The following is a 21,416-nucleotide window of genomic DNA, read 5'->3' as shown; positions in this document are numbered from 1 at the left end:
GTGTCACAGCCGCCCCTGTTTTCTGAGGTATTCAACACCATGCAAATGACCTTTATGCTGGCCTTTGGCCTTTATCTGCTGGGTATGATTGCCCTGAGCTGGTTTGTTTCCAGAAAAAGTCAGGGCGGCGAAGATTTTCTGCTGGGCGGGCGCAGCCTGCCTCTGTTGCTGACCCTGGGCACCACCGTTGCCACTATGGTCGGCACCGGCAGTTCCATGGGCGCCGTGGGATTTGCCTATCAGAACGGTTGGGCCGGGACTTTATATGGTATTGGCGGTGCCATCGGCATTCTGTTACTGGCCTGGTGGTTTGCACCGGTACGCAAATTGCGGTTTATGACCATGAGTGAAGAGCTGTCTTATTATGTGGGTGCCAATCCGCTGATAAAAAATCTGATTGCTCTGGTCATTTTTATCGCCAGCATTGGCTGGCTGGGTGCCCATATTATTGGCGGCGGCATGTACCTGTCGTGGCTGACGGGTATGGATATTCAATGGGCCAAGGTACTGATTGCACTGAGCTTTGCCATATACGTGGTGATCGGGGGCTATACCGCCGTGGTGTGGACCGATTCGATTCAGGCGCTGATTCTGTTCAGCGGTTTTATTTTGATGGCGGTTTTTGCCTTGCATCAGGTAGGAGGCTGGGATGCGATGTTAGCTGCCCAGCCAGCAGGCAACCTTTCCTGGTTTGCCATAGACAACATTGGCCTGTTACCGGCTATCTCTCTGTCATTGGCGATTTTGGTAGGGATCCTGGCTACCCCTTCATTCCGCCAGCGAATTTACTCCGGCAGTGATGTGCGTTCCATACGCCGTTCATTTACGTATTCCGGCGTTCTGTATCTGATGTTTTCCTGTATTCCCGCCATTATCGGTATGGCAGCCTATGCAGCGGTAAAAGACTTAGACAATCCGTCGTTCGCCTTCCCGCATATTGCTCTGCACTTTATGCCACTTGGACTGGGGGTACTAATAATCATCGCCGGTATCTCCGCCACCTTATCCAGCGCCAGCTCTGACGCCATTGCTGCAGTGAGTGTGGTACTGCGCGATCTCTATGTACTGGTAACAGGTAAGATGCCCCAGGCACACAAGGTGGTGCTGCTATCACGTTTTGCCCTGGTGCTGACCATCAGCCTGGCGCTGGGTTTTGCCCTGACCTCCAACGATATCATTGCTTATATCACTAAAATGATCGCGATTCTGATGTCCGGCATGTGCGTATGCGGTTTACTCGGGCGTTTCTGGCCGCGTTACAACTGGCAAGGTGCGCTGGCCACCTTAGTGACAGGCACCGCTACAGCACTGTATATCAGCCTGACACCCACATTAAACAGCCTGTTTGGCAACCCGGTGCTGCCCTCACTGTTCGGCGCATTGACTGCCGGGGTCTTGGTCAGTCTGCTCACGCCGGCCTGCCAGATCAGCCGCGAGCAAGCCCTGGCTATATTAGATGCAGAACGGCAGAAGATGGAAAGCCCTGCTCCTGTGCTCAATAGCGCTGCGCAGGAGTCATAAATGCGCATAGTGTTTTTTGGTGAATGTATGCTGGAGCACTGTGACAGCGGTGCGTTTCGTTATGGCGGCGACACGCTCAACACGGCGCTGTATCTGGCCAGAATGGCCGAGCCTGGAAAACTACAGGTACGTTACGCTACTGCACTGGGTGATGATGCAGACAGCCAAACCTTACTGCAAAACTGGCAATTAGAAGGACTGGACACCGCGCTGGTATTGCAACTTGCCGACAAGCTCCCCGGACGCTACCGCATCTATACAGATGACAAAGGCCAGCGCCGCTTTCAGTATTGGCGCGATGACAGCGCCGCGCGTCACTACCTGCGTGAAGCGAACAATCCGCTGCTTAGTCTGCTAAAAGAGCAAGGCTGCGATTATGTCTATCTGAGCGGCATCAGCCTGGCCATTCTCAGCCCAGAGCACAGACAACGTTTGCTGGATGCACTGACTGAATTTTGCCGCAGCGGCGGCAAGTTGATTTTTGACAATAATTTTCGCCCGGTGCTGTGGCGTGATGACCCGTTACCCTGGTACGAAAAAGCCATGCAGTTGGCCTACCTGGCGCTGCTGACCGATGAGGATGAGTACGCACTGTATGGCGGTGATAGTGTCGATGCCATACTCGCCCGTACAGCCCATATTCCCTATGTACTGATCAAACGTGGCGCACAGCCCTGCATTATTCGCAGTCGTAAGGAGCTTAGCCATGTTGCCGGTCAGCGGGTAGCTAAGGTTGTGGATACCAGCGCTGCCGGAGATTCATTTGCCGCCGGTTTTCTGAGCGCCTGGCTGTGCGGTGTAGATGTTGAAACCGCGGTGACCACCGGCCATCGGTTAGCAGCAAGAGTGATTCAATACCCCGGTGCCATTATTGCCGCAGAGGCGATGCAAGACCTGATGCCCATCAAGGAGTAATATGATGAAAAACAAACTGATACTGGCGGCAATGCTCATTGCGGGCATAAGCCTGCCAGGTCTAGGGCAGACATCGCCATTGGCACTTATGCCCTACCCTGCTGAGTTAGAGCAACAGTCTGGTTACTTTCGCCTGCCCACTCAATTGCACTTAACAGTGCAAAACCTCAGTGAGAATAGAGCAGCAAAGCTGAAGCAACAGCTGCAGGCCAGCCTGGGTGTGACCTTTGGCCACAGCGACCAAAAGCTGCAGATTGAGATTGCGCAATCCACACCTGGCTACCCAGCACTGGGGGAAGATGAATCCTACCTGTTAGGTATCAGCGAGGATGGCATCCTGATACAAGCGCAAACCGAGCTCGGCGCGCTACGCGGCGCGCAAACCCTGCGCCAGTTGGCCTTTGACCATCAGGGTAAGTTACCTTTTGTGCACATTCAGGACAGTCCCAGATTTCCCTGGCGCGGACTGATGATCGACAGCGTCCGGCATTTTATGCCTCTTGAGGCCATTTACCGTCAATTGGACGGTATGGCCTCAGCCAAACTCAATGTGTTTCATTGGCATCTGACCGACGATCAGGGTTGGCGGCTGGAATCCACAGCCTATCCAAAGCTGCAGCAGCTGGCGTCAGACGGTTTGTATTACAGCCGCGAACAGATCCGCCAGGTGGTTAACTATGCCAACAGCCTGGGCATACGTGTGGTCCCGGAATTTGATGTACCTGGTCATGCAACGGCCATTGCGGTGGCCTACCCAGAGCTTATCAGCCAACCCGGTCCATATGCACTGGAACGCCACTGGGGGGTATTTGAACCTCTGCTGGATCCCAGCAATCCAGAGGTTTATCAATTTATTGATACCCTGGTGGCAGAAATCGCCGAACTTTTCCCTGATCCCTACCTGCATATAGGCGGCGATGAAATCAATCCAACGCAGTGGCAGCAAAGTCAAAAGATACAGGCCTATATGCAGGCACATGGGTTGGAAGACCACCATCAGTTGCATACCCATTTCAATGCCAAAGTGCAAAAAATCCTGGCCCGACACGGCAAGAAAATGATGGGCTGGGATGAGATATTCCATGCCGATTTACCCAAGGACATTATGATTCAGTCCTGGCAGGGACTGGATTCTTTAGCGCAAACCGCCATGGCGGGTTATCAGGGCTTGTTGTCCACCGGTTTTTATATCGATCAGCCGCAAAAAACCGCCTATCACTATCGTAATGAGCCGGTGCCTGCCAATGATTTTGTTGGGCCAGATTGGCATGCAAAGAGCCAATGGCAACACTGGCAGTTTAAGATGCCCAGACTCAAAGGCGCCGCTGTCAGCGGCGATTTAGTGCTGATTGAACAGCCCGATGGCCATCAACAAGGCTATGTGCGTCTGAACAAGCAGCAAACCCGTATGCTCAAGGACGTCACGAAACAAGGCAAACTGACGCGTTTCTGGCTGGATACGTGGATGGGTCCTATGCAGTTTGAAGTGGATCTCAGCGACAGCACCCAGCTCCAGGGGCGTATACTGATTGGCAACAGTCCCTATAAGATCACCGGAACACAGCTGGCGGCCGACCAGGGCAAGGCCAATACCCCGGTTGTCACGGCACCCAGCCACTTTGCCCCGGCCTTTGCAGAGAATATCCTGGGCGGGGAAGCCACCATCTGGTCCGAAATGATCACCGGCGACAACCTGGACTTACGCGTGTGGCCGAGACTGTACGCTATTGCAGAACGCCTGTGGTCGGTCAAGACGCTGACCGACGAACAGGCCATGTACCAGCGGCTAAAGGTGATGGATGATTTTGCCACTGTGGTGGGCCTGGCTCATCAGTCGCAACAGCGGGACGGTTTTCAGGCGCTGCTGGACCAACCGGGTGATATCCAGCCCCTGTATACCCTGGCGGATCTTCTGGAGCAGGCACAGTATTACACCCGTCATCATCTGAAATTTCAGGCCGATGCCTATCACCATGGCGAGCGGTTGGATCGCTTTGTCGACTATTTACCGACCGAAAGCCTGGCACTGGTTGCGCTGAATCAACTGATTGCTAAACAATCGCCAGGTCAGCGCAACTCATTGCAACAGGTTGAGCAAAAATTCCTTGCCTGGCAAAAGCAATTGCCGGCCGTTAGAGCGCTGATTGCTGAGCATAAAGCACTTAAGCCGCTTGCGGCACTGATAGAGGATATCGAACACAGTCTGACATTGGGCTTGGATATCACCAAACTGTGTCAGGCAGGCCCAATACCTAAGGAAAAAGCCGATACGTTACGCCAAATCTTATGGCAACTGGCTGAAGTTAAACAGGAAATGGTGATAGGTAGTGCACACAGCGCCAACTTATTGCTGGATCGCTGCTTAGCGTCCTGAGTCAGTAGAGCCCATTCGGCATAGCCGAATGGGCGGCTGGCGTTATTCTTCTATTTGATAATGGGCTTCACGAATACGGGTAAAGGCCCCCGTTTCAACACCATGGGCGATAACCTCGGCAAATTTGTCCTTAAGATAAAGCAGCCTGGAATTGGCGCTGATGGTGACATAATAGTCATTGTAATGGGTAGGTTGGTATCTGGCCTTAACCACCTCGTCCTTCAGACCCATTTTATCAAGCAGTGGCAGGGTGCTCTCCTGATAATGGATAAAGGTATCAATGCGGCCTTTCATCAATAGCTGGATTTTTTGCTTAAGGGTGGATACCCCCACCAGGGCAAAATCTTGTTTACGCTCAAAGTTGTCAAAATACTTGGCATAAATTGTCACCCCCACTTTCATATTACCCAGGTCATCCAGACTGGATAAACGTTGCTGATCTTTCTTGCGAACAAAAAAGGTGTGACGCAGTTGCTCGTAACTGGGGCTAAGGTAGATAAATTCATCCTGCTTTTCACTATCGCGGGTCACCCCCACCATAATGTCAATATCGCCATTTTTCAGCGCCAGTAAACGCCTGGCAAAGGGCATGGGGCTCAGATCCAGCTGCATATCCATCTGACTGGCAATATATTGCAGATACTTGGCATGCAGCCCCTGCATAAACTCAGGGGAAACCGATGAACGAATCACCTCTTTCGCCTCTACATGCATGTTCAGGCAAGAAAAAATAACAAACAGTACCGAAAGAAAACGCATAAACCACCTAGCATTCCGGGGCCGGAATCCCCTTCCAACCCATCCTTTTTCGGCGCGAGATCATATCATTGGTATCCATTGATGTGAGGAAAACTTTGCTTTTTTTATACCCAGCCCGTGTAAGCGCTTTACCCACATGGTAAATCTGAGCTAACATTCAAGCAAATGATAACCCTTATCATTTGTTTTATTTAATCCAAATATTTTCGAGGTAGTCTGACATGTCCACTCATCCCACTTTCCGCACTTTGCCAGTGACCGCTGCTGTGGCGTTTGCCCTGTTTGCCACGGCCCCCAAGGCAACAGCTCAGGAAGTTGAGGAAAAAGCAAGCGCCAGGGAAGACATTGAAAAAGTCCAGGTTGTCGGCTCTTACACCGTGGCCGAAGTGATAGATACCGCTACCGGCCTTGGCTTAACACTGCGCGAAACACCACAGTCGGTCAGCGTGATAACCTTGCAGCGTATCCAGGATCAGGCCCTGGATACCATTACCGATACGGTCATCAACGCCGTTGGCGTAGCCAGTAAAGAAATCGACAATGTGCGCAACACACTGCAAGCCAGAGGCTTTGATATCAGCAACTATCAGATTGACGGCGTGCCCTTGTCCTGGAGCTTAGCCGGTGATTCGGGTGAAACCATTGCCGATGTAGCAATCTATGAGCGGGTGGAATTTGTGCGCGGTGCCACAGGCTTGTTAACCGGCGCGGGCGACCCATCCGCGTCTATCAATCTGGTGCGTAAGCATGCTAATGCGGTGGATTTCAGCGGCTATGTGAATGCTGCGATAGGCAGCAGAAACAACCGCGAACTGAGCACGGATCTGGCTTCAGGCCTTAACCAGAGCGGTACGTTGCGCGGCAGGCTGGTGGCCAAATATGAAGAAGGTGACGGCCATGAAGACAGATTTGAGACCCAAAGCAGCGTGCTGTATGGCGTAATAGAAGGTGATCTGACTAGCAACACATTAGTGCGCCTGGGCGCCAGCTATCAAAACAACGATCCGACCTCCCCCACCTGGGGCGCCCTGCCAAGCTTCTTCAGTGACGGCACAGCAACAGACTGGCACAGGTCTGTTTCCACCTCGGCGGACTGGACTAAATGGGAAACCACCAATACTAACCTGTTCGCAAACGTCCATCATTTGTTATCCAATGGCTGGGAACTGGTGGCAAATTACAACAGGTTGAAGTACGAGCAGGACACTAAGCTGGTATACATTTCCGGGGTGTTGGAAAAAGACAGCGGTGCGGGCTTAACCACCTGGTCCTACAAAAGCAGTGGCGAAAGCATACAGGACAGCTTTGATATTCAGCTCAAAGGCCAGTATGGCCTGCTGGGGCAAACCCATGACTTTGTATTAGGTTACTTGTACAGCGAACAGGACGCCGACACATACTCCTTTGATGTGCTACCAGGTGCTATTGCCCCTATTGATAACTTCTATGAGTGGGATGGCAGCTTTGCCGAGCCACAATGGGGAACAACACCCAGCGTGGCTCAGGCCATGGACACTGAACAAAAAGGCTTGTACGGCGCAACCCGTTTGTCGGTCAGTGACAATTTCAAACTGATTGCCGGTGCACGGCTGGCCAGTTGGCAACGCACCGGTGTCAGTTACGGCACAGCCACCGACTTTGGTAACGATGATGTGCTGATCCCTTATGCCGGCGCGCTGTACGATATAACCGATCAGCATCGCCTGTATACCAGCTACACAGAGATCTTCCAGCCACAGAATCTGCAGGATAAAAATGGCGAATTTTTAAAGGAAGTAGAAGGGAAAAGCTACGAAATAGGACTAAAAAGCAGCTTTCTTGCTGATGCGCTAAATACCACAGTGGCACTGTTTCGGATTGAGCAGGACAACCTCGGTCAGGTCGACCCTGGCCAGTTTATTCATGGCGATCCAACCAAGCAGGCTTATGTTGCTGCGCAGGGCGTCACCAGTAAAGGCTTTGAGCTGGAAATGGTGGGTCGTCCGCTAGCAGGCTGGAATATCCATGCCGGTTATTCTCAGTTTGATGCAGAGGATGCCGCGGGTGCAGACGTTAACACCGACCACCCGCGTAAACAGCTTAAGCTCTTTACCACTTATCAGTTTGTTGACAGTTTGCCACAACTGACCGTGGGTGGTGGTGCCAACTGGCAGGACAAAACCTACTCCATCAACGGTCCGGTTGAGTTACGTCAGGGTGCCTACACCCTGGTTAATCTGATGGCCAAGTATCAGTTGCTGGACAGCACCTACTTACAGTTGAACGTGGATAACCTGCTGGATGAAACCTACTACAGTCAGATTGGCTTTTTCAGTCAGTATCGTTATGGCGCCCCTCGCAGTGTCAACCTGAGTCTGCATCATAGCTTCTAATGGCACATCCGCGGCAAATTCATGTTGACTGAAGCCTTAGTGGTATAGTCCCAGGCGGTCAGAAGAGGTATAACATCTCCTCTGACCGCAAAAAGATAATGCCGTGTTTAACGTTGTCAGAGCCATCTAGGACGGAAAGTAAAAACCCTGCGGATAACTGTGATAACCGTCAAAGTCCCCCTTGCCGACTTCAACACCTTTTGTCCTGGCGATGGCATATACCATGCTGATATGAAAAAAGAAGTTTGGCAGGATATAGTGATAAATAAACTCGGGCTGCGGTAAACTCAGCAGGGTAAATCCAGCCTTATCATCATGCAGAATTTCGTTGTCCAGCACTGGCGCGTCAGGTAGCTGCTCAAGACAAGCCAGCGTTTGCGCCACTTGCCGTTCAATGGCCTGTCGCTCGATACTGTCACGATCAAAGGTTACCACCGGCTTACCAACTAATGGGCAATACCCCCGCAAGGCAAAGTTACTTGCCACCCTGGCATGTACGCCCAGAGGCAACATGCCCGCGGCCAAGCTTTCAGCAAACAGATTGTCCGGCACTTTGTGCAAAATTCCCTGTAGTTGCTCAAGATAGCGGACAAAAGGCGATTTAATCGGGCAACGCATAATACGTCCTTGATAAGATTCGGCGGCTTATCATAACCACCTATAGGCAGCGGGCATATGATAATTTGGTGAAATAGGGGCGCTTAGGCGCCCCACATCAGGCTATTTGCAGTGCGTCGATGCACAAGCCGGTAAAGTGCCGGAAGCACCAGTAACGTCAGCAAAGTAGAACTGATGATCCCGCCAATTACCACCGTCGCCAGCGGCCTTTGTACTTCAGCCCCTGTGCCGGTATTTAGCGCCATGGGCACAAACCCGAGACTGGCCACCAGTGCTGTCATCAATACCGGTCGTAAACGCTGGCTGGCGCCCTGCCAAATGGCGTCATAGATGCTCTTACCTTCATCCTTAAGCTGACGAATAAAGGTCAGCATCACCACACCATTTAGCACCGCCACACCGGATAAGGCAATAAAACCCACCGCGGCGGATATCGATAAAGGCATACCGCGCAGGCTGAGCGCCAGCACGCCGCCGGTCAGGGCCAGCGGCACACCGCTGAAAACAATCAGCGCATCGCGCAGCGAGCCAAATGCGCTAAACAGCAGGCCCAGAATCAACAACAAGGTCACTGGCACCACCAGGCTTAATCTTTGACTGGCAGACTGCAACTGCTCAAAGGTGCCGCCATATTCCAGCCAGTATCCCGGCTCAAGGCCTAATTCGCTGTTCATCAAGGTGCGGACCTCGGCAATAAAACCACCTAAATCCCGGCCCTCGACATTGGCGGTGACCACCACATTGCGTTTACCGTTTTGCCGATTGACCTGATTTGGCCCTAATGCCAACGAAATGTCAGCCACCTCCCCCAATGGCACATAGGCCAGCTCAGCATTCTGGCTGGCATTTAGGGTGACCGGAATTTGCTTTAAGCGCTGGACATCCAATGCCAGGTCTTTATCCATTCTGACCAGCAATTTAAAACGTCGGTCTCCTTCGTAGATAAGCCCGGTTTGCACCCCTCCTACTGCCACGGCAACGGCCTGTTGAATATCAGCGACAGTCAAGCCCAACAGTGCCATATGGTCGCGTTGCGGAATAACCGACAAGGTCGGCAAGCCAGACAACTGCTCAAGGCGGACATCGGTTGCACCGCTGACCTTTTTCAACAGCGTCTCGGCGCGCTGACCGCTGTCTTTCAGCACCTCAAGATCATCACCATAGATGCGCAGCGCCACATCGGCTCTGACCCCGGCAATCAGTTCGTTAAAGCGCATTTCAATGGGCTGGGTAAACTCGTAGTTATTGCCGGGTACATCCTCTACCCGTTCGCGTATACGCTGCACCAGTTCGGCTTTGCTGAGGCTGGCATCAGGCCACTGCGCTTTTGGCTTAAGCATAATAAAGGTATCGGCCACATTGGGCAGCATCGGATCACTGGCCACATCCGGGGTACCAATCTTGGAAAACACCTCTTTAACTTCATCAAACTCGCCGATGGCCTGCTCTACCTGTAATTGCATTGCTACAGATTGCTGCATACCGGTACCGGGGATCCGCAAGGCGTGCATGGCAATATCCCCTTCATCCAGTTGAGGTAAAAATTCGCTGCCAAGCCGGCTGGCCTGCCAGATACTGAATGCCATTAACACCAGCGCCATCAACACCAGTTTCAGGGGATGTTTTAAGGATAATCTCAACAGCGGCAGATACAGCTTACGCGCCCCGGCCATCAGAGGATTTTCCTGCTCCACCACTTTACCGCGCACAAATACCGCCAAGGCGGCCGGTACAAAAGTAATGGCGAACACCAGCGCCCCCAGCAGAGCAGCGACCACGGTAAAGGCCATAGGGTGGAACATCTTGCCTTCCACACCACTTAAGGCAAAGATGGGCAAATACACCAGCATAATGATCATCACCCCGAAAACCGCGGGATTAAACACTTCCCTGGTACTTAAGTACACTTCCTGCAACCGCTCCTGCAGGCTTAGCAATCTGCCGGCCCGATGCTGGGCCAGGCCCAGGCGGCGCAGGGCATTTTCCACCACAATCACCGCACCATCGACAATAATGCCAAAATCAATGGCGCCCAGGCTCATCAGATTGCCAGACACCCGGTTAGCAGCCATGCCGGTGATGGCAAACAACATACTCAGCGGGATCACTAAAGCGGTAATCAGGGCGGCCGTAATATTACCCAGCAGCAGAAACAGCACCACGATAACCAGCACCGCCCCTTCAAACAGGTTGGTTTGCACCGTTTTGATGGTTTTATCCACCAAACTGGTTCGATCGTACACGGCTTGAACCTTGACGCCCGTCGGCAGACTCTGCTGCACCTCAACTAATTTATCGGCTACCCGCCGGGCAACGATGCGGCTGTTTTCGCCCAGCAGCATCATGGCCGTGCCCAGCACCGCTTCCTGGCCATTATGGCTGGCTGCCCCGCTGCGCAGTTCCCGGCCCAGACTAACCCTGGCCACATCCTTGATACGCACCGGCGCATCATCGCGTTTAGCCACCACTAACTGTTCAATGTCGGCTATGCTCTTGAGCTGCCCGGGTGAGCGCACCAGATACTGCTCCCCCAATCGCTCGATATAACCGGCACCACTGTTGAGGTTATTTCGTTGCAGCGCGTCGATGACATCGACAATACCCAACTTGAATGCCAATAACTTGCCGGGGATCGGCGCGACCTGGTACTGGCGTTCAAAGCCACCAATACTGTTGATCTCAGTAATGCCACTGACCTTGAGCAATTGCGGCCGGATCACCCAGTCCTGTAAGGTACGCAAATCCTCAGCACTATAGGGTTGACCATCATCGCGCAATGCCCCTGGTTCGGCCTCCACCACATAGGTAAAGATTTCGCCTAATCCGCTGGCAATGGGACCAAGAGCGGCCTCAACATTGTCCGGCAATTCGGCACTGACACTTTGCAGGCGCTCGCCTATTTGTTGCCTGGCCCAGTAAATATCCGTACCTTCTTCAAACACCACGGTCACCTGCGACAGTCCGTAGCGGGATAAAGAGCGGGTATAGTCCAGGCGGGGAATGCCAGCCATGGCGGTTTCCACCAGATAGGTCACCCGCTGTTCAACTTCCAGCGGGGTAAAACCATCGGCCTTGGTGTTAATTTGCACTTGCACATTGGTAATATCCGGCACCGCATCAATGGGTAAACGCAGGGTGTTATAGACTCCATATCCTGCCACCAACAAGGTCAGCGCCAGCACCAGAAAACGTCGCTCAATGGCGAACTTGATCATTGCATCAACCATAGTTCACCTCAATGCGCATGGCTTGCGCCGGCTTTTTGAATATCGGCCTTAAGTACAAAGCCATTGCGGGTCACATACTGCATTCCCGGTCTAAGACCAGACAGTACCTCTACCTGCTGACCGTCATTTTCGCCCAGCACCAGGGGCCTTGCTTCAAACTGATTGCCAACCCGCACAAAGGCCACAGGGCGGCTTTCCAGGTCCACCAGGGCGTCGCTGCTGATAACCACCTCCGCCTCGCGACTCCCGGTAATAACATCGGCTTTTACATGCATGCCTGGTCGCCAGTGTCCATCCTGGTTGTCTATCAGCAATCGCGCCCTGGCGATATGCCCGCCTGACATCATCGGGGCAATGTAAAAGACCTGCCCTTCGGCCTGCAGATGCTGGTGCAGGTCCTGCACCAGGGCGCGCTGACCAACCTGCATTTTTTCAATGTTTTCTGGAAAGGCCGATAATTCCACCCACACCTTCGTCAAATCTGCCACTTCCATCAGGACCTGAGCTGCCGCTAACTGCCCGAGGCTGACAAACTGTTCGGTGACCACGCCCGTGGCCGGGCTGGGTAAATGGTAGCTTTGCAAGGTCTGGCTGTTGCGAATACGCAGCAATGGCTGACCTTTTTCCACTTTGTCCCCCACCTGTACCAATAAAGCCTCCACCACGCCGGGATACGGCGCCATCAGGGAAAAACGCCGGTCAATAGTGGGACTGATCACACCAAACAAGCTTTCCTTGAAATTCAGTATTCCTGATTCGGCCACATCGGTCTGTATATCGGCTACCTGGATGGCCCGGTCTGACAATTCGGTACGATCGCTAACGCTGTCGTAATGCCATTGATAGTCTTTACCTTCGAAGCGGGCTTTGACCTCCACCTCAAAAGAATGGGGTTCAGCAACCTTTTGTTTACTCACTAAATAGCGCCCCTCAACAATAAAATCGAGGCTGTCTATGGGTTCCCCCAGTCTGTGCAGTTGTACCTCAAGGGTTAGCTCCTGCACCGCCAGCGGCTTGCCTTGCCAGTAGGCAAATATGCGCATTTCGGGGGGCAGCCCATTTTCATATATCAGTACTTCCAGGGCCAGCGGGCCGTCTTCCAACCAACGCCCCCCATTAGGCCCGGTGTTGTTTGGTGCTTCTTGTTGCGGCCCGTGACCGTGGTCATCAGACGCCATACTGGCCGGGATCCATAACATAGCCAATGCCAGACAAATCGCGGCGAGTCGTTGCATAATCAGATTGTTCATTTTACGTTTCCGCTAAGTTGCTGCTGAATTGCAGCGTCTGAGACAAGAGCAAGGGTTGGCGTATCAATAAGCGGCTGGCCGCTTAAACGCTGCATTGCCAGTAAAAGTTCAAACACCTCAAGTTGGGCGTCTAGTCGCTGCCGCTCGGCACCGAACAACACTTCCTGGGCATCAAGCAGTTGCAGCACAGAGATTTGCCCATGTTGATAGCCTGCCCGGCTTGCCTGTAAAAGTTGTTGGGCCTGTGGCAGCAGTCTGGTTTGCAGTTCCGCCAGGCGTTTTTCGCTGCTTTTAGCCTGACTTAACAACAGTTGTAACTGCGTGCGCAGTCTCTGGCGGCGCTGCGCCTGCTGCATGTTCAGGCCATCCATTGTGGCCAGAGCGGCGTCGATATTGCCTTGGTTTGGGTTTTGCCAGTTAAGCGGCATGGACAGGCCAAATACCAGCCCTGTATCGGCATTGGCACGATTGTGCCGCACACCAGCATTCAGTGTGATATCTGCCTGACCATTGGCTTGCTCAAGATTGAGCCGGGCTTGCTGCACAAGGTATTGTTGTTGCAATAGCCGCAATTCAGGGGCACTGTTGACCGCCTGGTCCAGCGCGATCTGCGTTGGCAACGCCGGTAAACGCGCCATATCCCCTGCAACCTCAGTAAATGTCGGTGCTTGCAGCCACAACTGACTCAGGGCAAAACGTGCCTCCTGCCATTGACTGTCCAGACGGCCCTGCTCCAGCTCCACTTCGGCCAGACGATAGGCCATACGTGATACATCAGCATCGGACACCGCCCCCGCCCCCGCACGCTGGCGTATTACGTTCAGTGAATCGGCAATTTGCTCAATACGGCGGCGATTCCACAATCGCAACTGCTGGTATCTGAGTACCTGGTAGAATTTTTCCGCCGTGTCGGCCAGTACCTCCAGACGATCCCATTCATAACGCAGCGTGGTACTTTGTTGTTGCCGGTCTTGCAGGGCCAGCCGCATGTCACGCTTGTCGCCCATTTCAACCAACTGGCTGAATGTCAGGGTCAACTCAGCCCCCGCTAAACCGCGGCTGTCGCCGCTACCCAGCACATTTTCCAGTTCGACACTGACATTGGGGTTAGGCGTCAATCCTGCCTGCAGGCGTTCGGCCTCCATGGCCCGTATTTCATAGGGGTATTGGCTAAGGGTCGGGTGATATTTCAAACTGGCTTGCAGGGCATCCTTCAGTGACAACGCACTTTGTCCCAGAGCGGCAGTAGCAGGCCTGGCCAGCAGACACAATAATCCCACCACCGCAATACGGGCGCGGAAATTCTCAAAATTCATAATTTGCTCTCTTATTTCAATACATTATCTGAGCCCAAAAGGCCCGGTTAAATGGATTTCAGAGCAAATAATTGGGGGGCGGTACCGGCGGTTGGTAATACAGATTGAGATAATGTCTGGGTGAGTACAGCGCATTTCCCGCCGCATAAACCGGGAAGTTCAGCGCCGTCTCATAGCCACTGTGACAGGACAAATGTACGTGAATTTGGTGTTGATGGTCAGTACCGGGGTCATCGGCGCCAGGTTGGTGATAGTCCGGCGCCTCCATATGACTTAAGTGGGTATAGCCCGGATGTTCAGGATCCGGCACGTGAAAAGGCGACGCCACACAGCTAAAAAAGCTGTGTGTCATTATCAGCAGTAACGCGTAGATAATTTGTTTCGCCTTCATCCTTGCCTCTTACACCTGACAACAGGTTGCTTTACTTTGTGCGCTGATCTGCCTGGCGTCTTTGATTACCCTGGATGCTGAAAGCATAATAGTCAGAGCAATCAGGCTGCCTATCAGCCAATCCGGCCAAGCTTTACCCAGCCAGGTCACCAGCGCGGCTGACAGTAACACACCACCATTGGCCAGCATATCATTACGTGAACAAATCCAACTGGCTCGCAGGTTAATATCGCCACTGCGATGCTGATACAGCAATGAAAAACACAGTACGTTCACCATCAACGCCAGAAACGCGACAGAATACATCAGGTTCACATTCGGGCTGGCGTCGAGCCAGATGTTTTTTACCACATCCACCAACACCAGGCCACCCAGAATCAATTGCAGCGTACCATTTAACATGGCTGCCCTGGCTTTATAGCTCATGGCTTTGCCCACCGCATACAGGCTGACCCCGTAAACCAGCGCATCCGCCAGCATATCCAGAGAGTCAGCCATCAGACCACTGGAGCTGGCCAGCCAACCAGCGATAAATTCCACTACAAACATCAGTGCATTGAGTACCAGCACCAGCCATAAAAGTTTACGTTGTTGATCATCTGCAGCATTCGGGGCACAACAGCCTGCCATAAGGGTTCCTTTGTAAAACATAAAAGTCCATGTACCCTAGAATAAAGGTTCCAGCAACTGGAAGGTCAAGATGCAAATTAATCAATTGGCTAAACAAGCTGACGTACCGGCCAAAACCATTCGTTATTATGAAGATATTGGCTTGCTTAATCCGCCGGTACGTGCCGCCAATGGCTACCGTCAATACAAATCTGACGATGTGCACCGGCTGGTGTTTATCCGCCGCTGCCGAGATTTACAAATTTCACTGGACGACATCAGACAGATGCTGGCGGTGCAGGCAGATAACAGCGCGCCCTGCGCGCAGGTAGACCAGATTATTCAGCAGCAATTAACGCGGGTTCAGGTGGCACGACAGGAGCTGGAAAAGCTGGAGCACAGCCTGACGACGCTTGCCAATAGCTGCAAACGCAACAGAATTGATGAATGCGGGATTTTACACAGATTAACCGAGGAATAAGTTTTCAGTGGCATGCCAAACCTTTGGCGGGTTGCTGCCGGACTTAAGTTCTGCAGACCTGAATATGCTGTGCTGACAGACAAAAAAGCCGGGCATCCCCGGCTACGGTTCAAATTTGTGCCAACCTATTCTTCGTCACTGCTAAAAATACAGTGCTTGGTGAAATCTTTGGCTTCATTGGCTGTCCAGTCACCTTTGGGTTTTTCTTTCATATTCTCACACCAGTCTTTGCTACCCACTTCCGGGGCACAAGCCGTTAACATGGCGCTGCAAGCCAGTAATATTGCCACTTTTTTCATCGTTATCTCCGTTACCGGGCCAGAACTGCCCACAAGTGAAAGTGATTGGCCTAAGAGCATATCGTTAATTGTGCAGGCATGGTATCAAAAAGCCGTGTGACGACCTGTCGCATTTATTCAATACCCGCCCACTGAAAAGCAGGAAGATGGCAGAAAAACAGGAGCAAAAATATGATTTTCCGATACACCATCCTATATGTTGAGAATGTGGCCGACACGCTGGGGTTTTATCAGCAGGCATTTAACCTGAAAACAGGTTTTCTGCATGAAAGCGGCGATTACGGCGAACTGCAAACCGGTGACACCAAACTGGCCTTTTCCTCTCAGCAATTGATGCGTAGCCTGGGTAAGAACCCGCAACAGCCCGATCCGCAAAGACCGGTGTTTGAAATCGCACTGGAAACCGACAATGTGCCAGAGGCCCTGTCTCGCGCCCTTAAGGCAGGCGCCATATTAGTGCAGGACGCCAGACAGGAACCCTGGGGACAAACCACCGCCTATGTGCGCGATCCCAACGGTTATCTGGTGGAAATATGTTCGCCGGTCCAGTTGCCTAACCCGGCATGAGAAAGCATCGCCAGCACCTCCGGTGATTGTTTTAGCTGGTTTGGGGTTTTACCAAACCAGCGCTTAAAGTCACGGGTCATATGGGCCTGATCACTGTATTCAAACTCAGCAGCCAAGTCAGTGATGGACGAGCTGCTATTGAGCCTGGCAGCGGCACGCCTGGCCCGGCCAAGTAACCGCCAGTATTCAGGCGTTGGCAGTGCGGCCCGCTTGAAATATCGCTGAAAAGTGCGTTCAGTCACACCGGTCTGCAACGCCACCTGACGAACCGAATATCGCCCACTGCTTAGCGCATCAATGGCGCCTAGAAGGTCCCAGTCAGGTTTAAGCAGGCCAGGTATGGCGCCGTGTAAATCGGTAGTTTCGTGCTCAATACTTTGCAGTGCCTGATGCTCTAATACCAGACCGGGACGCAGCCGGTAGCCGAAAAACTGCTGACCCGCCGCAACGCAAACCTGTCTGGGGCAAAAATCCCAGTCACTAAAAAACCACCTGTCTGCTTTGCCATTTTGGCGAACCACAATCAGATCCCGACAACCGTCAGGCAATACCAAAGTGCTGGCATCTTCGTTTACCGCAAAAGACCAGCGGCTATATAACACGGTCATACTCCATACTGACGTTACCAGAGCAATTTTGTTCAATACAGCGCGTCTTGTCTGTCACAGACTAACGCCACCCCAATCAATACGTTTTTTACCATGTCATTTTCACTGATTCTACCTATGATGGCCTTTGCCCTGGCCGCGTCGATTTCCCCCGGTCCGGTCAATCTGGTCTGTCTTAGCAGCGGTACCCGTCATCCCATCGCCACTGGGCTGATTTTTGTCAGCGGTGCCACCCTTGGCTTCATATTGCTGTTTATTGCCATCGGCCTGGGGCTTTACTCTGTGTTAAGCCTGCTCCCTGGCCTAAACAGCGCCTTAAAATGGCTGGGCATCGCCTTTTTGCTCTATCTCAGTTTCCAGCTTTTCAAAGATAACGGTCAGCTTACGCAAGAACAGGACAGCAACAGACCGGGCTTTATGACAGGGGCGATAATGCAGTGGCTAAACCCCAAAGCCTGGTTGGCGTCGGCTTCCGGTATCGGCGCTTACACCAACAACGACCTGCAGCATATCCTGCTGTTTGCTGCGATTTATCTGCCAGTATGCTGGTTGTCTTTGAGTTGCTGGGTTTATGCCGGGGCCTATTTAAGACGTTTTATGCAAACACCCGGCACGCTGATTATCATCAACCGCAGCCTGGCCATATTACTTGCGCTCAGCACCCTGTATCTGCTGATTGACTAAGCTCTGCTGATATTGCCGGGGCGTGGCGGCCAGCAGTTTTTTAAAGGTACGCTGAAAATGCGGCTGGTCAGCAAACCCGGCCTGTAAAGCCGTTTCAGCAATAGGCTGGCCCTGCTTCAGGGCCTGCTGGCCAAGTTGGATACGACAATTAACTAAATAGGCATGCGGCGTCAGTCCGAAGTACAGCTTGAATGCCCGCACTAAATGGCCAGGACTATAACCTGAACGTTCACACAGCCCGTCCAGGGAAATCTCCTCATCAGCATGCGCAGCAATATAGTCAGCCAGTTCCTGCATATTTTCCGGCGCAGCAGCAACCAAAGGCATCTGATTATCAGCTAATTCACACAGTAAGGCGGTCAGATACTCAATTACCGCGACCTGCTTATCCAGTAGCGCACTATCTGTATCCAGCAAACAGTCAGCTAATTGGCAATAGCCTGCATACCACTTGGGGTCGGTGATGACCGAGGTAGAAATATCCTGCCACTGCGGAGTAGCCAGCAGCCCGGCTTCATGGCGTAGCTGGGTCAGCCACTTAGTATCCACATACAGCATCAGATAAGCCCAGGGATGCTGGTCAATTGGGTTGCAGGCATGTACCCAGTTGGGATTCATCATCACTAAGGTACCGGCACTGACCTGCTGCTGTGTATCCCGGTATACAAAGGTGCTGCATCCCTCTGTAATAGCCCCCAACGACCATTGGGTGTGACTATGAGGCGCATAGCAGACTTTACGCCCCTCCCTTACCACCCTGAGCTCAAGAAAAGGCATACGTGGATCGCGCCAGAAAATCGGCCCTTGCGTTTCCTTCATCTCCATTCCCTAAACTTATTGATGTGCTAACACATTAATCAGCGTGCCAAACGGGTCACGAATATAAAACCTTGTTACCCCCCAGGGTTCCGACACTGGTCCATATTCAATGGTAATCCCCGCCGCTTTTACCCGGCTTAGGACAAGGTCCAGATTATCCACCTCGATAGACAGATCCGGTACGTCAGTTCCCGACCCACCTTCAGATGCAACACTCAGCTGTGTGGTCATACTTTGCCCGCTACTCAGGGTCTTGATCCAACCATGGTCCATCGCCAGGTCAAGCTCAAAGATAGCGGCGTAAAAGGCGCTGGCCACATTAGGATCTTCAGCACGAATATTGGCGACGATTCGTTTGACTGTCATCAGTAACTTCCTTTACCAACATGAGAATCTTAGGTTAACACAGTCTTTTAGATGGATGCGCCATCTAGCAGCAATGTGTCTCTGAATTTGGCGTACTGTTCAAGCGCCAGCGGCAGGAAGATATGCGGATTCTGTACATGCACAGCGCCCTCACTATAGCTGTATCCCCATAATCTAAGAGGCGGTATCGGGTTGTTTTACAGGCCCTGATTCAGGTTTAGTATTGGCCCAGTTTCGTATCAGCCTGGCGGCTGGCATCTCAAAATACCGATAACAAAGTGATGCTACCAGCAAACTCAGCGCAACAGACACCACCAACTTCAGTTCAATCGCCAATTCATACAGGTTTACCTTGGCAATAATCGGCATATGTAAGAGATACAGGGAAAAGGATATTTGACCGACATAATCCCCAAACTTATTGGCCAGCAAGATATTGTTGTTTGGTACCAGAAACACCACACAGAAGAACACCGCACTCATAACCAGCAGGACTTCATAGCTTAACCACATCCTGGTCTTGGCATCGGACGCAATGGGGGAAAACGCCGGGAACATCAGCGGAATCAACACTAACACCAACACAAAGCCATGCTTTTGCAGATAATCCGGCACCTTGATGTGCTTGTAGTGCATACCAAACAGCATACCCACAAAGAAATATGGCAGGCTTCTCAATACCTGGAACAGGTTGTATGGCACACCATAGAACTCGCTAACCCAACGCGGGAAGTTAGCAAAAAACAGCGCGATTAAAACCGCCACCACTAAAACATAAATGTATCCCGCCCTTTTGGCCGCCAAAGCCCAGAACCCCACAAACAGCAGATAAAACTGTACTTCAGGTGAAATCGTCCAAAGCACGCTTTCACCGCTTAGAAACAGCAGATGCGAAATAAGTGCGTCAGCACTGTTAATGGCATACAGCCCTTCTGTACCGTTAATTGATAGCAGGTAGGAGGCGCATACCACCAGTAGATACAGTGGCAAAATCCTTGCCATCCGGGCCAGAATATAACCTTGGATATTTTGCAGGTTAAATCCTCTGTCAAAATACAAGTGGGACATCAAAAATCCACTGAGCAGAAAAAACAGCATCACACCATATTGGCCCGCAGCACCGCCCAACTTGCCGCCCAGCCAACCAGTAATATCGCTAAAGTGGGTAATAAAGACGATTAGCGCGGCCAAACCGCGCAGGCTATTTAACTTTCTGATTTGCAAAACAACATCCTTCAACTGACAGCGCAGATAGTTATTTTGCCGCAGTATTACCCGGCTGCGCGTCAACAACCTTGATGGTATGGGTCAACAGTTCCTGGCCGCCGGGCAAACCATGGCCGGGGATCACGGTCTCTGCATCTGGGTAACGGGTCAGAATCTTTGCTACCGACACCGGCCACTGGGCAAGATCGGCATGCGAGGTATTGCCGGCATTGTGACGCGCCAGTTCATGCACCGCACAGCCGCCAAACAGAACCTTTGCCTTAGGTACATAGACAGCCAGATTATCCGGTGCATGACCATGTCCCGGATAGAAGATCTCTACCGGGCCGAAAGATAGCGCATCTCCAGCGGCAACAAGAGCCTGCAAGCTATATTCGGGGATTTCATTGCCCTCAGCCTCGGCCAGTTGACGGGTTAGCGCACTGGCATAGGTTTGCACTCCGGCTTGTTTAAGCACCTCCACACCTTCCACCCTGTCATCATGAAAATGGGTGGAAACAGCACGAGTGACCGGTAATCCAATCTGCGCTTTTATCTCATGCAACAAAGCACGGGTATTGTCTGCGCCCCAGGCGGTGTCAATTAACAGCAGTTCGTCGCCGTCTTTGACGATTAAACCATTGGAAGGAAATAACACCCCATTAAAATCATGGGTGGCAATATGGCTCCAAACGCCTTCTGCCACCTTAAACAGACGCACCTGCCCTTCGGGAATATCTGCCGCCTTAGGGTAGTTTTGCCAATTTTGCACTGTATCAGCTGTCACCGCCAGACTCGTGCCCAGCACAGATAATAAGCTGATGGTGGATAAGAATTTTGCATAAGCCATAAAAACATCCTCGGCCATATCATACGAACAACCCACGTTGACCTTTTGGAATAGCCAAACGCCGCTTAGTTTTTGCAAGTTAACGCTATTCCTGCCTAACGCAACTAAGCCATTAAAGCATATTTGGGCCACAGATTCTGTACATCCCAGCAAACATTGCTAAGGTATTCATAGCCTTGAGACG

The 21,416-nt window shown here is 52.1% G+C and carries 20 protein-coding genes; 7 read left to right on the top strand and 13 right to left on the bottom strand.

What is annotated here, in order from left to right; genetic code table 11:
• Positions 1 to 39 precede the first annotated feature (39 nt).
• The 3 genes from CSR04_RS05045 to CSR04_RS05035 are packed head-to-tail and all read left to right on the top strand — an operon-like array spanning position 40 to position 4,810.
• Positions 40 to 1,521 carry a sodium:solute symporter family protein gene (locus tag CSR04_RS05045; RefSeq protein WP_102795492.1) on the top strand — a complete coding sequence of 494 codons (1,482 nt, stop codon included), beginning with the start codon at positions 40 to 42 and terminating at the stop codon, positions 1,519 to 1,521.
• Entirely contained in the window at positions 1,522 to 2,436 is a 915-nt protein-coding gene (locus tag CSR04_RS05040) for a sugar kinase (protein WP_102795164.1), read from the top strand.
• 1 nt (position 2,437) lies between these two features.
• A complete protein-coding gene (locus CSR04_RS05035) occupies positions 2,438 to 4,810 on the top strand; it encodes a family 20 glycosylhydrolase (RefSeq protein ID WP_102795163.1) in 2,373 nt (790 codons plus the stop codon).
• Between the two features lie 42 nt (positions 4,811 to 4,852).
• Here CSR04_RS05035 and CSR04_RS05030 read toward each other — a convergent pair whose 3' ends face one another.
• Positions 4,853 to 5,569, bottom strand: a complete 717-nt coding sequence (locus CSR04_RS05030) for a substrate-binding periplasmic protein (RefSeq protein ID WP_102795162.1) — start codon at positions 5,567 to 5,569, stop codon at positions 4,853 to 4,855.
• Between the two features lie 221 nt (positions 5,570 to 5,790).
• Between CSR04_RS05030 and CSR04_RS05025 the strand changes: the two genes are divergently transcribed.
• Positions 5,791 to 7,941 (top strand): TonB-dependent siderophore receptor, encoded by a 2,151-nt coding sequence (locus CSR04_RS05025; protein ID WP_102795161.1) that lies wholly within the window; start codon positions 5,791 to 5,793, stop codon positions 7,939 to 7,941.
• A gap of 126 nt (positions 7,942 to 8,067) precedes the next feature.
• Here CSR04_RS05025 and CSR04_RS05020 read toward each other — a convergent pair whose 3' ends face one another.
• From CSR04_RS05020 to CSR04_RS04995, 6 genes are all read right to left on the bottom strand, one after another.
• Positions 8,068 to 8,559, bottom strand: coding sequence for a DUF1993 family protein (locus CSR04_RS05020; RefSeq protein WP_102795160.1), 492 nt, complete (start codon positions 8,557 to 8,559; stop codon positions 8,068 to 8,070).
• A gap of 83 nt (positions 8,560 to 8,642) precedes the next feature.
• Positions 8,643 to 11,786 carry an efflux RND transporter permease subunit gene (locus CSR04_RS05015; protein WP_102795159.1) on the bottom strand — a complete coding sequence of 1,048 codons (3,144 nt, stop codon included), beginning with the start codon at positions 11,784 to 11,786 and terminating at the stop codon, positions 8,643 to 8,645.
• An 8-nt stretch (positions 11,787 to 11,794) separates the two neighbouring features.
• A complete protein-coding gene (locus CSR04_RS05010) occupies positions 11,795 to 13,036 on the bottom strand; it encodes an efflux RND transporter periplasmic adaptor subunit (protein WP_102795158.1) in 1,242 nt (413 codons plus the stop codon).
• A complete protein-coding gene (locus CSR04_RS05005; RefSeq protein ID WP_102795157.1) occupies positions 13,033 to 14,352 on the bottom strand; it encodes a TolC family protein in 1,320 nt (439 codons plus the stop codon). The genes CSR04_RS05010 and CSR04_RS05005 overlap by 4 nt, the downstream gene beginning before the upstream one ends.
• Positions 14,353 to 14,410: 58 nt before the next feature.
• Positions 14,411 to 14,743, bottom strand: coding sequence for a hypothetical protein (locus tag CSR04_RS05000; RefSeq protein ID WP_102795156.1), 333 nt, complete (start codon positions 14,741 to 14,743; stop codon positions 14,411 to 14,413).
• A gap of 9 nt (positions 14,744 to 14,752) precedes the next feature.
• Positions 14,753 to 15,373 (bottom strand): cation efflux transmembrane domain-containing protein, encoded by a 621-nt coding sequence (locus tag CSR04_RS04995; protein WP_102795155.1) that lies wholly within the window; start codon positions 15,371 to 15,373, stop codon positions 14,753 to 14,755.
• Positions 15,374 to 15,443: 70 nt separating this feature from the next.
• On the opposite strand from CSR04_RS04995, the gene CSR04_RS04990 reads away from it, so the two are divergent.
• Complete coding sequence (locus CSR04_RS04990) at positions 15,444 to 15,833, top strand: MerR family transcriptional regulator (protein ID WP_102795154.1); 390 nt, start codon at positions 15,444 to 15,446, stop codon at positions 15,831 to 15,833.
• Between the two features lie 125 nt (positions 15,834 to 15,958).
• Here the strand turns inward: CSR04_RS04990 and CSR04_RS04985 are convergent, their stop codons facing one another.
• Complete coding sequence (locus tag CSR04_RS04985) at positions 15,959 to 16,132, bottom strand: DUF3012 domain-containing protein (RefSeq protein WP_102795153.1); 174 nt, start codon at positions 16,130 to 16,132, stop codon at positions 15,959 to 15,961.
• Between the two features lie 171 nt (positions 16,133 to 16,303).
• Between CSR04_RS04985 and CSR04_RS04980 the strand changes: the two genes are divergently transcribed.
• A complete protein-coding gene (locus CSR04_RS04980; protein WP_102795152.1) occupies positions 16,304 to 16,699 on the top strand; it encodes a VOC family protein in 396 nt (131 codons plus the stop codon).
• Here the strand turns inward: CSR04_RS04980 and CSR04_RS04975 are convergent.
• Positions 16,651 to 17,343, bottom strand: a complete 693-nt coding sequence (locus tag CSR04_RS04975; RefSeq protein WP_146027102.1) for a helix-turn-helix domain-containing protein — start codon at positions 17,341 to 17,343, stop codon at positions 16,651 to 16,653. The two genes, CSR04_RS04980 and CSR04_RS04975, sit on opposite strands and share 49 nt — an antisense overlap.
• Positions 17,344 to 17,400: 57 nt before the next feature.
• Between CSR04_RS04975 and CSR04_RS04970 the strand changes: the two genes are divergently transcribed.
• Positions 17,401 to 17,991 carry a LysE family translocator gene (locus CSR04_RS04970; protein WP_102795150.1) on the top strand — a complete coding sequence of 197 codons (591 nt, stop codon included), beginning with the start codon at positions 17,401 to 17,403 and terminating at the stop codon, positions 17,989 to 17,991.
• On the opposite strand, the gene CSR04_RS04965 is transcribed toward CSR04_RS04970, so the two are convergent.
• From CSR04_RS04965 to bla, 4 genes are all read right to left on the bottom strand, one after another.
• Positions 17,953 to 18,810, bottom strand: a complete 858-nt coding sequence (locus CSR04_RS04965; protein WP_102795149.1) for an AraC family transcriptional regulator — start codon at positions 18,808 to 18,810, stop codon at positions 17,953 to 17,955. The genes CSR04_RS04970 and CSR04_RS04965 overlap by 39 nt on opposite strands.
• A 15-nt stretch (positions 18,811 to 18,825) precedes the next feature.
• Positions 18,826 to 19,176: a VOC family protein gene (locus CSR04_RS04960; protein ID WP_102795148.1), complete on the bottom strand. Its 351-nt coding sequence runs from the start codon at positions 19,174 to 19,176 to the stop codon at positions 18,826 to 18,828.
• Positions 19,177 to 19,350: 174 nt separating this feature from the next.
• The gene (locus CSR04_RS04955) at positions 19,351 to 20,400 is read right to left on the bottom strand and encodes an acyltransferase family protein (protein WP_102795491.1); all 1,050 of its coding nucleotides are present in this window, start codon (positions 20,398 to 20,400) and stop codon (positions 19,351 to 19,353) included.
• 31 nt (positions 20,401 to 20,431) lie between these two features.
• Positions 20,432 to 21,232 (bottom strand): subclass B1 metallo-beta-lactamase, encoded by an 801-nt coding sequence (gene bla, locus CSR04_RS04950; RefSeq protein WP_102795490.1) that lies wholly within the window; start codon positions 21,230 to 21,232, stop codon positions 20,432 to 20,434.
• Positions 21,233 to 21,416: the final 184 nt, after the last annotated feature.

The sequence above is a fragment of the Bowmanella denitrificans genome (assembly GCF_002887595.1).
Classification (GTDB): Bacteria; Pseudomonadota; Gammaproteobacteria; order Enterobacterales; family Alteromonadaceae; genus Bowmanella; species Bowmanella denitrificans.
The sequence above is the reverse complement of the archived record's forward strand: the minus strand, read 5'-3'. Positions and strand labels throughout refer to the sequence as shown.

Bases quoted from the DNA above. Each gene is read 5' to 3' on its own strand.
- CSR04_RS05045 (WP_102795492.1), top strand. From the start codon at position 40: ATGCAAATGACCTTTATGCTGGCCTTTGGCCTTTATCTGCTGGGTATG.
- CSR04_RS05040 (WP_102795164.1), top strand. From the start codon at position 1,522: ATGCGCATAGTGTTTTTTGGTGAATGTATGCTGGAGCACTGTGACAGC.
- CSR04_RS05035 (WP_102795163.1), top strand. From the start codon at position 2,438: ATGATGAAAAACAAACTGATACTGGCGGCAATGCTCATTGCGGGCATA.
- CSR04_RS05030 (WP_102795162.1), bottom strand. From the start codon at position 5,569: ATGCGTTTTCTTTCGGTACTGTTTGTTATTTTTTCTTGCCTGAACATG.
- CSR04_RS05025 (WP_102795161.1), top strand. From the start codon at position 5,791: ATGTCCACTCATCCCACTTTCCGCACTTTGCCAGTGACCGCTGCTGTG.
- CSR04_RS05020 (WP_102795160.1), bottom strand. From the start codon at position 8,559: ATGCGTTGCCCGATTAAATCGCCTTTTGTCCGCTATCTTGAGCAACTA.
- CSR04_RS05015 (WP_102795159.1), bottom strand. From the start codon at position 11,786: ATGGTTGATGCAATGATCAAGTTCGCCATTGAGCGACGTTTTCTGGTG.
- CSR04_RS05010 (WP_102795158.1), bottom strand. From the start codon at position 13,036: ATGAACAATCTGATTATGCAACGACTCGCCGCGATTTGTCTGGCATTG.
- CSR04_RS05005 (WP_102795157.1), bottom strand. From the start codon at position 14,352: ATGAATTTTGAGAATTTCCGCGCCCGTATTGCGGTGGTGGGATTATTG.
- CSR04_RS05000 (WP_102795156.1), bottom strand. From the start codon at position 14,743: ATGAAGGCGAAACAAATTATCTACGCGTTACTGCTGATAATGACACAC.
- CSR04_RS04995 (WP_102795155.1), bottom strand. From the start codon at position 15,373: ATGGCAGGCTGTTGTGCCCCGAATGCTGCAGATGATCAACAACGTAAA.
- CSR04_RS04990 (WP_102795154.1), top strand. From the start codon at position 15,444: ATGCAAATTAATCAATTGGCTAAACAAGCTGACGTACCGGCCAAAACC.
- CSR04_RS04985 (WP_102795153.1), bottom strand. From the start codon at position 16,132: ATGAAAAAAGTGGCAATATTACTGGCTTGCAGCGCCATGTTAACGGCT.
- CSR04_RS04980 (WP_102795152.1), top strand. From the start codon at position 16,304: ATGATTTTCCGATACACCATCCTATATGTTGAGAATGTGGCCGACACG.
- CSR04_RS04970 (WP_102795150.1), top strand. From the start codon at position 17,401: ATGTCATTTTCACTGATTCTACCTATGATGGCCTTTGCCCTGGCCGCG.
- CSR04_RS04965 (WP_102795149.1), bottom strand. From the start codon at position 18,810: ATGAAGGAAACGCAAGGGCCGATTTTCTGGCGCGATCCACGTATGCCT.
- CSR04_RS04960 (WP_102795148.1), bottom strand. From the start codon at position 19,176: ATGACAGTCAAACGAATCGTCGCCAATATTCGTGCTGAAGATCCTAAT.
- bla (WP_102795490.1), bottom strand. From the start codon at position 21,232: ATGGCTTATGCAAAATTCTTATCCACCATCAGCTTATTATCTGTGCTG.